Source organism: Roseburia sp. 1XD42-69 (genome assembly GCF_003612565.1).
GTDB lineage: Bacteria > Bacillota > Clostridia > Lachnospirales > Lachnospiraceae > Roseburia_B.
The window spans coordinates 1-11,009 of record NZ_RAZG01000041.1 but is presented as its reverse complement, the minus strand read 5'-3'; the positions used below and the strand labels follow the sequence as shown (position 1 = coordinate 11,009).

The following is an 11,009-nucleotide window of genomic DNA, read 5'->3' as shown; positions in this document are numbered from 1 at the left end:
AGAAATTACCTTTTTGCCGCCGCCTTAAATTCATTTGGAATGGAAATCCCCAACGCTGCATTCCTCTGTGAGTTCTCCGCAAAAAAAGCCCTGCAAAACACAAGGCCTTTTTATATATCACGTTTTTTACTCTACAATCTCCAGCAGTTTTCCGGTAACTTCTGCCATATTGGAAGACGCCTGCTTGGTATTGTGGGAAATCTCCACATTCTGCTCCACCACATCTGAAATTCTGTCAATCTGGCTTACCGCATTTGTCACAATTCCCATATTCTCCCGTACCATGCCGGTAATCCTGTCCATATCACTGTTTGCCTCCCTGATATTCTCCACTACAATATGAAAGGCTTCCGCTGTGCGGTTTGTGATTTCTTTGCCGTTCTCCACGGCATTGATGGAATTTGTAATCAATTCATTCGTTTCCTTTGCAGCCTGGGCGCTTCTGGCTGCAAGCTCTCCCACCTGGGTTGCCACAACAGCAAATCCTTTCCCCATTTCTCCTGCCCTGGCCGCCTCGATGGAAGCGTTTAAGGAAAGCATATTGGTCTGCTGTGCAATGGAATTAATCTCATCGATAATTTTTTCAATCTCCAGGGACATATCGCTGATTTCCTGCATGGAATCTTTCAAAAGGCTCATCTGGGAATTTGTCTGGGCAATTTTTTCTGTGGTTTCTCCCGTTCCCTGGGAAACATGGACAGAAACCTTCACACTGTTCTCCAGTTCCTGCATAAGCTTCTCCATTATCTGTTTTAAATCCTCCACAGCCTTTTCCTGTTCCCCGGTTCCATTGTACATGTGGTCTGCATTTTCCAATGTCTCCCCTGAAATACGGTTCAAATCCGTACATACGTCTTTGATATTCTGAATTAAAACCCGGTTGCTTTCCACATCCTCTTTCTGCTGGCCCAAAAGTTTATCATTTTCACTCATATTCTGGCAAATACTGTCCACCATTTTATTTATGCTGTCAGAAAGCTGTATAAATTCCGGATTTCCCTTTACGTCAACGCTGATTTCAAAATTCCCCTCCGCAATTTCTTTCATGGAGTCCGTAATCTGATTAATACCCCGCACAATCTTCTCATCAACCATTTTGTTTATCATATAAAGCAAAAGTCCAAAAATAATGGCAAGACTTAAAAGCACCACAAGTGTCTGGCTGTTCCTCTGGGCGTAATACTCCCCTGACGGGAGAAATGTTCCGATAATCTGGCCCTCATATTCCTCCGCCACATAATACCCTCTTTTCCCGTCAATCACAGCCCTTCCTTTTCCTGTCAATCCATCCGGGAATCCTGCTTCTTTTGCAGCTGTTCCAATCAATGCGTCATTCTCATGAGCTAAAATCTCCCCGCTCTCCTTGTCGATGGCATACACATATCCCTTCTCGCCAAAATCAATCTCTTTTAAAACTACATTAAGTCCCGTACCTGCAAGGGTCTCTTCCAGCACTTCGGGCCGAACCCCTACCTGGACCAATCCCGGCGCATCCTTTCTTGCCACGCCTATGTACTGCATAACCACACCTTCTGCAACATTCACCTGGGGTTCCTGCACAAGTTCAATGGAAGGGTCGTCCACAATTACCATAAATGCATTGGACTGTTCCCCGCTTTTCATGTCAAATCCCACATATGTATCTATCGTACTCTCTGTAATAATTCCATTCTCATCAATCACGTGAAGCTCATTCACCATCAGCCTGCTTTTTATCTCTTCCATTTTGGCCGCATCTTTAGTAAGTGAACTGTCTGCGGCAATCATATCTGCAAATGCCCTTGTTTTAGCCAGATTATCCTCGCTGAGATTTTTCGTCAGCCTTTCAATATTCTCTTGGTTTCCTTCCAGCTTTAATTTTACATCCTCCAATTTTGCATGGCTGGAATCTGTATTGCTTCCCTGGCTTACAACTGTCTGCAAAACAAAAATTGCGGTAACTGTAATTAAAAAAGCAGTCAGCATGTAAATAAAAAGGCGGTTTGTAAAAATTTTCTTCATGATAAGTTCTTCCTTTCCAATCCTGCTATAAATTTAGTCTTACCTTATCCCTATGAAAAGCATTATACCACGAATTTCCTTTTTTAGCATTAAAAAAGAGCATTAGAAAGAAACTTAATTCCAGTTCCTTTCCAATGCCTACTGTAATATTTTTTCCCCTATTTTGTCCCCACCGTTTTAACTTTAGACCAGTCAGAATACAGGGTTTTACTATTTCCATTCACTTTAACCGTCTTGTAAGTCCGAATTCTCACGTAATATTTTTTCTTTGCCTTTAACTTTAATATATCCTTTTTCACGGCGGTATTTTTCTTTATTTTTACGGCTTTAGCCGTTTTGCCTTTAAAACTCTTTTCCATACAGTATTGGATCTGATAACCACTGGTCTGGGATGACTGCTTTTTCCACAGAGCCTGAAATCCTTTGGATTTTCCCCTGAGTTTTACAAGACTGGTGCCCTTGGGCCTTATGGTAAATGTCTTAGTCACCTTTCCGCTGTAATTTCCGGTAAAAGTTATGGTCACTGTGTACACTCCCGGATTTTTCCTTCCTTTGGAATAGGAAACCGTATAATTTCTGCCTAACATGAGCTGATTACCCGCACTGTCAATAACCGCCACAGAAGGCGTCTTTACTCTGCCGTTCCAGATATAATCCGTCTTATTTAATACAACTTCCTTTATACGCAAAAAATCCGCCACATCACTGGAAAAACCGCAGACACTGCATACCCGCCTTACACCTCCGTTGTTTTGAAGTGTTGCAGGTGTCTTGCTTTCCACATATTTATGCCCCAGTACAGGAAAATATTCTGTATAGGTATCTCCGCATACACAACTGTAAGTCTTAGTCCCTTTTTCCGTACATCCCGCCGGTGTTGCCAGGACTTCATTATATACATGTGTATGCCCCTCCGGCGCAGCCGGGTTTCCTGGAGTCCCCGGCTGTTCCGGTACTCCCGGCTCAACGGTATTCCCTCCATAGAAAATCACACGCTGCTCTTTTCCCACTGTATTTTTTAATGCTTTCACATCTGCAACCGTAACCGGAACGCTTTCACAATACTCACTGCAAAACAAAAATGTGTAATCTCCCGGCTGTGCCTCTGGTCCTGCCTGAAGGCAATATCTGCCCGGAAATATGGCTGACGGGGTGAGATAAACCTGCTGTCCCCAGTCTGTTTTCCCCAGAACATCCGGCTCATCAGATATCCAGTACTCCGTCTTTATGGGAATTACATAATCAACGTCATAAAAATAGTATTCTTCCGCCACTTCGTTACTTAAAACTTCCCCGCTTCCGTTATACCATTTAACTTCAAAATACACCCCTTCATTGGCAATACTGCCATCTTCAGGCTCCATAATCTGCCCCAAGTCAACTCTCTCCGGTGCGGAGAGAATTTCAATTTTGCCAATACTGATGTCTTCAGACTGCTGCCTTTCCCCGATCCAGCTTCGGCCGGTATATCTCAGCTTAAAGCCATTATCCATGGTTTTTTGGGCAAGCACAAAATTGTTCTCCGTTGACGCCCCGCGGTTAGCGGTAATATACGCTTTTCCCACAGTAAGTATTCCTGGGAAATTGCGGTCTTTTGTCTGAAATTGTGTACTCCCAGTTATATTTCCTCCAATGGCAACGGAGCCTTGCTGATTCAGAACAAGAATTCCCCGCTGATTTGCCTGCCCTGACCCTGCAAAATTTCCGGAAATCACAGTATCACCCGGGATAGGATTTAAATCCAGACATCCCGTGCCGTTTAAAGTAACATTTCCCAGACCTGCTTCTCTCAGGGACAGATATGCTTCCTCTCTCAGCACAAGATTGCCTAAATTCCTCATAACTGCATTTTCAATGGCGATTTTTGCCAATGTAACTGTGGTATTTTGATTCCCGATTACCTCTTTTGCTTGACCATAATTATTTATTGACTCCCCAGAAAAAAAGATTTCCGCCTTGCTGTTTAGGGAAGCATCCACAGCACCCCGGATGGTTGCTCTGGCATCCATAGAAAGCACAGCATTTCCCTGATAGACAGACTTATTGTCATATTCCGCTCCATGACCTAAGTAGATCCCCTGAAACATCGTCTTTTCCTTAGAGTTTCTCACAGTCAGGGAAGCATTTGCCCCGTTCTGTGTCCCGGTGAAGCCCCCGGAATACACAGTGGGAAGCAGTTCGTCCTCCGTCCCCAACAAAGGATTATCTCCTCCCCGACGGTAAGTGGCCACGTTGTCTAAAATCAGGCTGTGCCCTGCGAGAAAAATTTCCCTGTGGGGAACGCTTCCCAATGCATTGCTGGAAGTAAACTCCATTCCAATGTCTTTAAAACACACACCGTCCCCCTGTATCTGGACTGGGCTGCGAAAACAAATTTTGCTTCCTGCCACTCCCTGTATCTGGGTACCCGCAGGAATCATTACCGGGCGCATACGGCCGTCCGTCTCCGCCCCATTGTCAACCGTAATTTCACCACTTACGGTAATGGTACTTTTATTCTGTCTCAAAGCATCCATAAACGCCTCTGACGTTGTGACAAGGGCTTCCCCTTCCTCTGCACACACCTTATACTGCACACTGCAGAATATTATTGCTGCAAAAACAAAACTGCACAAATACCTCCGAATTCTTCCCCCCATTTAACTGCCCCCTTCCTATTTTACATTGATACCGGCCATTGTCTCGTGCTCCTTTTTAATTTCCTGAAACAATTCCCATACATTCCAGTTTTGATTGGCTGCAGTCAGCACCGCCTTATAAGGAATGTCAAGCCCTGCCCTGCGCAATGCTTTTAACACCTGATCCACCTGGTTTTCGGAAAGCCCCGCCATCACCAGCATTTCCCCGGAAAGTTCTCCCAAAGTCATCCGGCCTTCTCCAGAAAACGATTCTTCCCCATTCATGGAAAAACCTTTGATTCCCGCCAAATCCCCCAGTGGTTTTCCATATTCCTCTACCGCAATTTCTTTCACTTTCATCCTCAGTGGCAACAGCGCTCTCAATAATTTCTTTTTTCTGTCCCCGTCTGAAAAATTAAATAATAAAATTGTCTCTCTCATCTATAGTTCCACTGCTTCCTTTCCCTTTACAAATAAAAAAACTGGTACTTTTGTTTCATAATAACATGGTGCCACTATTTATGCAACAAAAATAAGAGTGCCGAAGCACTCCCATTTAAAAATTTCTTTACCTTTTTGGCATCTGAAATCCCTCAAGAGCTTTGTTTAAATAATCATTAAAAGGTTTCATGATTCGGAAAATTTCTGCTGCCTTTGCAGAAAATGTTTCTGCATTTATCAATTCTTCATCTTTTAACGGATATTCCAGATACCAACTCTTGAATTTCAGATACTCTGCCTGGGGATGCTCTTTGTCATACCCCGCTGGAACATTTTTTAATGCCGTCCCCTGGACAGAAAAATAGTTTTCAAACTCCGGCTCATGTATGATTTTTTCCCATTCCTCCCCGTTTTGTACAATATAATCCCGTATCATCGCTGTGGCATCCTTAAACATATCTGCAAACAAGCCGCCGCCTAAAAAGGACTGATTGCCAGGTTTAATCATAAGGTAATACCCCACAGGCACCGGCAGCTTGCCCTTTGAGGAAATGTGGGCGCGGAACGCAGGGTTATAGGGTGATTTATCATGACTGAAGCGGGTATCCCTTACAATCTTAAAGGTAAGGTCTTTGGGATTGTTATGCAAAATACTGCTGTCAAATTTTCCAATTTCCAGCATCAACGCCTGCAATAACTTTTCAAATTCTTCATTGGCTTTTTTATAGTCCTCCTTATTGGCATGATACCATTCACGGTTGTTGTTCATGCTCAACTCCGATAAATAATCAATGATACACTGTGTATTCATAATCCTTCGTCTCCTTTATGAGTTTTGAATAATGGAAAGCTGAACGGAATCCAAAAATTCCTGTATCAGATGTTTTGTTCGCTCTGGGGATTGATATGGTTTACAGAAAGAAAAATCCTGTGACAAATCGTCAATATCTTCCATAGCATTTTTCACATCTATCATGGTCTGAACAGGGATTTCCGTGGTTGTCATAAAATCCAGCTGCAACGGGTTTATCCGGTGGTTTTGTATTGCGTAATTAATCCTTTCTCTGCATTTACATTTTCCTCTGCCGTATTCCCCGCAATACTGTCCCAGAAAGTCTGCCATTTTTTTGCGTATCCTGGAAAGCCGTTTCCGGTACGTTTCCGGGGACATTCCCAAAATATCCCCGGCAATCCGGCTGTCAATTTTAAACATTGTACCCAATATAAAAATACACCTGCTCTCCACATCAAGGCACTGCAGCATCACATTGGTACAGGACATTTTCAGTTCTTCCTCCAGTATGTCTTTTTCCACATTCTGTGTTAAATCCGGCACATCCTGTATTTTACCGTTTTCTATATCGTCTCCATAAAACTCGAAACTTAACGGATAATGGGCAAACATATGCTTTTTGTAATTTTTCAGATGATTTGCCGCAATGCTGAATACCCACGTTGTAAAAGAACTGTCCCCTCTGAAAGAAGACAGATGGGTAATCATTTTCAACAGGATATCCTGAGTGGCATCTTCCGCATCTGCAAATGTACCCAGCATCCGCAGGGACAAATTGAATACAAGATCCTGCACACCTGCCACAAGGGTTTCAAGAGCCTTTTTATCTCCCGCGGTAGCTTTATCCACTAAAGCCTGCATTTCATTGTTGGTTTTTTTATTCATAAATTTTACCTCCTATTTAATTAGACAACCTTCCCTTGTCTGTGTGACAAATAAATATATAAAATTACAGAAAAAAACCACCCCTAAACTATGGCAAGCAAAAGGGTAGTTTTTTCTGAATCATAAGAAAAATCTTATATTATTCTCCATGAAGAATTTTCATGGGATTTACAAGCCTCATTATTTTTCCAGGGTTTTCATTGTCGGGACTGTAAGCACATCTGTTTTTATACCCCTACATACCTCTCCATTCCCCTGTTTTTCTATAATCCCCACATTTCCCTCTTTCCCATAACTCTCCTGAAATACCCATAACCTGGCAAAAATTGGTTCAAAAATGGTTCAGGATTGGTTCATTATAGCTGTTCTTCTGACACCTTATATTTACCAATATATAATTCATCATTTAGCTTTCGGATAACAACCTCGTCATTCACATTTAATTGTTTACGTCGGATTAATATTGTTATTTCTTCCTTATCATCAGATTCACCATGTAGGCTACACTTATATAGCCGATATCCTACAAGTTCCAAACACACATTACTATCGCATCTATAATGTAGTAAGCATAATACGGCAAGAAACCCCAAAATTATTATAAATTGAACCGTATCAAACCATTGTGTAAAATCAAACGCAAGAAGAGGCAGTGCATTGGATAAAAGGTATGCTGTTGTTGAAACAGTATCTTTTTCAGCAGCAACAACTATATATTCTCCAGTATTCTGAGTTACCTGTTTTCTTAGCGTTTTTATTGTAATCAGCACACTGACAAATAAAAGGAATGTTATCATCCCTAAACCAATCCACTCTGTATATGGATAATCTGTCCCATCTATCAGGCTTTTCATATCAATACATACAATGCAAATCCACAATGGCATAAATGATAAGAAAAACATACTCATGAGAAATAGAATTGACATTCTGTCACCTCACATCCATTGCCTTGCCCCTTCCACTTCTACCGGGTCATCATTTACCGGATCAATCATTCCTTTTTTACAAAGAAATTTAACAATCCTGTTCACATTTTCACTGTCAGATGAGTCAAATATTCCCTCTGGTGTCTGAATAATTCCAAACTTTCCAGCCATTCTGTTCCTAACCCCCGCATCGTCTTTAATCTTTCGCAATCTGTTTTCATCAAATGACACAAATTTTCTTGGATTATGCCCAGATGCTCCATACTGTCTAAACATACTTTCATCTGATACAATTCCGCTACTGATAATCTCCTCAATTTTATCACGACAGATAAACTTATAGGCTCTTTCCATATTGAAAAGCTTCTCCCCATTCATATTAAAAAGATATGCCGTATCATCAATCATTACTACATCGACATATCTGCGCAGTGATAAATATTTATCCGGTAATACCTTGAAGCTGTCGCCGTCCCACATAAAAGTATGCTTTAATACTTTGAAAGGACTGATTATCGTAAATAATTTGACAGGTATCGGAGTCTCATCTATAAGGATATTTCCTTTTAGGATATAAGCGTTTGCTGAAAAGTCTAACGCATTTCCCTTCATATCTGGATTTGCCATAGCATGTACAAGTTTTTCACCAGAGTCACTGATAAGTTCACTTGAAAATTCAATCTTATATATTCTATCTCCTTCAGTACTTCCATCATAATCACAAACCATTTGATATTTTGAAAGTCTGCCCTTTTCCTTAGTATATGTAAGTTCCAATTCCCTTATGAATTCTATAATTGCATCAGAGGTGGTCACCACAATATCATGGGCATTATATACAAACTCACCATGAACTTCCCTGGCATTTAACAGTTGAAGTGACCACATGGTACAATTGCTCAATTTGTCAAAGACCTGCTTTATCTTTTGTAGTGACATCACCTTTACCCCCTGCAATCATTTATATTATCATAAACCTTATCTATTCAACATTATCTGCTTTTATAAATTATTTCTTTTCTCTTTTCCCGCCATTTTCTCAATTTCTTCAATCGGCAGTTTCGTGCCTTTCGCTATTTTTTCATAAGATAATTCTCCCATCATAATAAAAGTACGCGCAATCTCTTTCCGCTCTGCTAAAGCAGCTTCATTCCTCATATCTTCCATAGCCTTACACATCTCTTGCACCCCTTTCGGATTTTCCTTCAAATATCTTGTACGCTCTGCCATCAAATCAAAATTCATATCATCAGCCTCCGTACAGTTAAAATCATGCATCAGCTTTCCTAAATCAGATTCCCCTCTGTATTCGCCATTCACATACAGAATATGTTCCCCATCTCCAAAGCCTTTCCCAGTTGTCAGGTTCATCCTCTCAATCACATAGAGCGGCTCGCCCATTCCATAGAAATCCTTTTCTGTGATGAATATAGTATAGGTATCCGGTAATTCATTAAATTCCTGCCCTGCATCCAGATTCTCAATATCCAAAACACTGGAATGGTATCTCGCCCGGAGCGGGTCAGCTCCCTTGTCAGCCCTTTGAATTTCTAAATCATACCGTTTTCCCATGGAATCCGTTCCGTATGCATCTAAACAGACAGAACGTGCGCCAGCCAGGCGTTTCATATCTTTCTGTGTCTGGCAGTCTGTAATAACCAAATCCTTTTTACCTGTAATAATCCGCAGCACCAATTCAGCTAATGGCACATTGTCCTTAAACAGGCAGCGCATAAAATCATCATCAATAGGACGGAAATCTCGTAGGCGCTGCAAATCCTCCTGACGTTCCCGTTCTTTTCTCTGCTGTTCTGCTTCACTCATAAAACATACCTCTTTCTTATTGCTGCCGACATCTCCCTTATATTATAATCGGAAACTATCGGAAATACAACAGGAAGAAAGCCGCTTTCCGCTTTCTTCCTGTTGTATAGTTCAAAATCAGGACTCCTCTTTAGTCGTTCCTTTATATTTTTTCTGATTCATCTTCTCCTGAAGGTTATCAAACTCCCTCTGCTTCAATTCTCTTGTCACATCCGTGTAAATATTCATCGTCGTAGAAAAATCCTTATGCCCAAGCGTATCCTGCACAACTTTTAGATTCATGCCAGCTTCCACCAGCCTTGTTGTAAATGTATGGCGCAGACTGTGACAGCTAAACCTCGGCAGCAATACCGGTTTTTTCTCCTCTCCTGCAAGCTGCAGATCGTTACAGTCACGGATGATTCTGCGAAGTGCCTTATTCAATGTCCCCTGATGCTGCAGATTCCCAAACCGGTTGACAAAAATAAAATCCGTATATCCATCTACCGTTACTTTACATTTCAATCCATTCAATTCCTGATAACGTTTCTCATCCAAAAATGCCTGTTTTACCTCATCCAGCATGGGTATAGTTCGATTGCCCGCTTTTGTCTTTGGCGTATGGATGCTGAAATAACACCCATTTTCTGCATGATTATAATAAACCAGCGTATGGTTTACCTCTATTAAATCCTCAGCCATATCAATATCCTGCCACCGCAGCCCCGTAATTTCCCCTACCCGCATTCCCGTATACAGCATCACCGTAAATATAGGCTTCCAATGGTAATATGGCGTATTCTCTTTATTCAGAAAATCCAGAAATAATTCCTGCTCCGGCACGGTGAGCGCCCTCCTGTGTTCAGACCCTGTGTTATGGGACTGCTTTAATTCTTTTAGCAGATTGTCGGAAATATTTGTACGCATATATCCATCTTCCACCGCAACCGTCAGAACTTGATGCAATACCGTATGTATATTATCAACTGTTGCTATTTTCAGATTCTTCTCATCTACCAGTGAGTTGTAGAAAGCCTTTATATCTGACCGTTTCAATGTGGTTATCCTGAGTTTCCCAATGTCAGGGCTTACAAATGTCCGATACATATAGCAGTAATTCTGATAGGTATTCCCCTTCAGCCCTCTTTTGAGCCTGCTCCATAACTCAAACATATCATCCAGTGTCATGTTCTTTGCTTCTGCACGGATTCCATCTGATTTATCTCTTATAATTTCTTCTTCCCTCTGCCGGAGTTCCTCTAATGTTCCTGCCGTTAATGTATGCCTTTTCCCCTTCCTGTCTGTATAACGGTACTGATAAAGCTGACGTTAGATAACGATACTTTTGAAAACACTGGAAAATCAAGGTTTTTCGAGCGACGGACAAGCAGGGTATTGTACTAAAAACTGAATACGACGCAGAAGCGGCGTTTCTTACTCTCTACATGGGAGAACAGGAACGCCGCTTTTTAGTACCATATAAGTGTAAGAGATAAAGCATTTCATCAGTGCTTTACCTTCTGCACTTATTTTTTTATG

9 protein-coding genes are annotated in these 11,009 nt (G+C 41.5%); all 9 read right to left on the bottom strand.

Annotated features, from left to right (window positions below):
• Window positions 1-126: 126 nt before the first annotated feature.
• On the bottom strand, window positions 127-2,001 hold the full coding sequence (locus D7Y06_RS16330) for a methyl-accepting chemotaxis protein (protein WP_120408820.1): 1,875 nt from the start codon (window positions 1,999-2,001) through the stop codon (window positions 127-129).
• A 158-nt stretch (window positions 2,002-2,159) separates the two neighbouring features.
• Window positions 2,160-4,640, bottom strand: a complete 2,481-nt coding sequence (locus D7Y06_RS16325) for a hypothetical protein (protein ID WP_120408819.1) — start codon at window positions 4,638-4,640, stop codon at window positions 2,160-2,162.
• Window positions 4,641-4,655: 15 nt separating this feature from the next.
• Window positions 4,656-5,060, bottom strand: coding sequence for a DUF3783 domain-containing protein (locus D7Y06_RS16320; protein ID WP_120408818.1), 405 nt, complete (start codon window positions 5,058-5,060; stop codon window positions 4,656-4,658).
• A 127-nt stretch (window positions 5,061-5,187) separates the two neighbouring features.
• Window positions 5,188-5,871, bottom strand: a complete 684-nt coding sequence (locus D7Y06_RS16315; RefSeq protein WP_120408817.1) for a DUF2461 domain-containing protein — start codon at window positions 5,869-5,871, stop codon at window positions 5,188-5,190.
• A 15-nt stretch (window positions 5,872-5,886) separates the two neighbouring features.
• Window positions 5,887-6,738 carry an RNA polymerase sigma factor gene (locus tag D7Y06_RS16310; protein ID WP_120408816.1) on the bottom strand — a complete coding sequence of 284 codons (852 nt, stop codon included), beginning with the start codon at window positions 6,736-6,738 and terminating at the stop codon, window positions 5,887-5,889.
• Window positions 6,739-7,094: 356 nt separating this feature from the next.
• Window positions 7,095-7,667 (bottom strand): hypothetical protein, encoded by a 573-nt coding sequence (locus D7Y06_RS16305; RefSeq protein WP_120408815.1) that lies wholly within the window; start codon window positions 7,665-7,667, stop codon window positions 7,095-7,097.
• 9 nt (window positions 7,668-7,676) lie between these two features.
• Complete coding sequence (locus tag D7Y06_RS16300; protein ID WP_120408814.1) at window positions 7,677-8,606, bottom strand: Kiwa anti-phage protein KwaB-like domain-containing protein; 930 nt, start codon at window positions 8,604-8,606, stop codon at window positions 7,677-7,679.
• Window positions 8,607-8,669: 63 nt separating this feature from the next.
• The gene (locus tag D7Y06_RS16295; RefSeq protein WP_120408813.1) at window positions 8,670-9,491 is read right to left on the bottom strand and encodes a PD-(D/E)XK nuclease family transposase; all 822 of its coding nucleotides are present in this window, start codon (window positions 9,489-9,491) and stop codon (window positions 8,670-8,672) included.
• A 117-nt stretch (window positions 9,492-9,608) separates the two neighbouring features.
• On the bottom strand, window positions 9,609-10,658 hold the full coding sequence (locus D7Y06_RS16290) for a site-specific integrase (protein ID WP_330566490.1): 1,050 nt from the start codon (window positions 10,656-10,658) through the stop codon (window positions 9,609-9,611).
• Window positions 10,659-11,009 lie beyond the last annotated feature (351 nt).

Excerpts from the sequence above, each read along its gene's own strand:
- D7Y06_RS16310 (WP_120408816.1), bottom strand. The coding sequence starts at position 6,738 with ATGAATAAAAAAACCAACAATGAAATGCAGGCTTTAGTGGATAAAGCT.
- D7Y06_RS16305 (WP_120408815.1), bottom strand. The coding sequence starts at position 7,667 with ATGTCAATTCTATTTCTCATGAGTATGTTTTTCTTATCATTTATGCCA.
- D7Y06_RS16325 (WP_120408819.1), bottom strand. The coding sequence starts at position 4,640 with ATGGGGGGAAGAATTCGGAGGTATTTGTGCAGTTTTGTTTTTGCAGCA.
- D7Y06_RS16330 (WP_120408820.1), bottom strand. The coding sequence starts at position 2,001 with ATGAAGAAAATTTTTACAAACCGCCTTTTTATTTACATGCTGACTGCT.
- D7Y06_RS16295 (WP_120408813.1), bottom strand. The coding sequence starts at position 9,491 with ATGAGTGAAGCAGAACAGCAGAGAAAAGAACGGGAACGTCAGGAGGAT.
- D7Y06_RS16290 (WP_330566490.1), bottom strand. The coding sequence starts at position 10,658 with ATGACACTGGATGATATGTTTGAGTTATGGAGCAGGCTCAAAAGAGGG.
- D7Y06_RS16300 (WP_120408814.1), bottom strand. The coding sequence starts at position 8,606 with ATGTCACTACAAAAGATAAAGCAGGTCTTTGACAAATTGAGCAATTGT.
- D7Y06_RS16315 (WP_120408817.1), bottom strand. The coding sequence starts at position 5,871 with ATGAATACACAGTGTATCATTGATTATTTATCGGAGTTGAGCATGAAC.
- D7Y06_RS16320 (WP_120408818.1), bottom strand. The coding sequence starts at position 5,060 with ATGAGAGAGACAATTTTATTATTTAATTTTTCAGACGGGGACAGAAAA.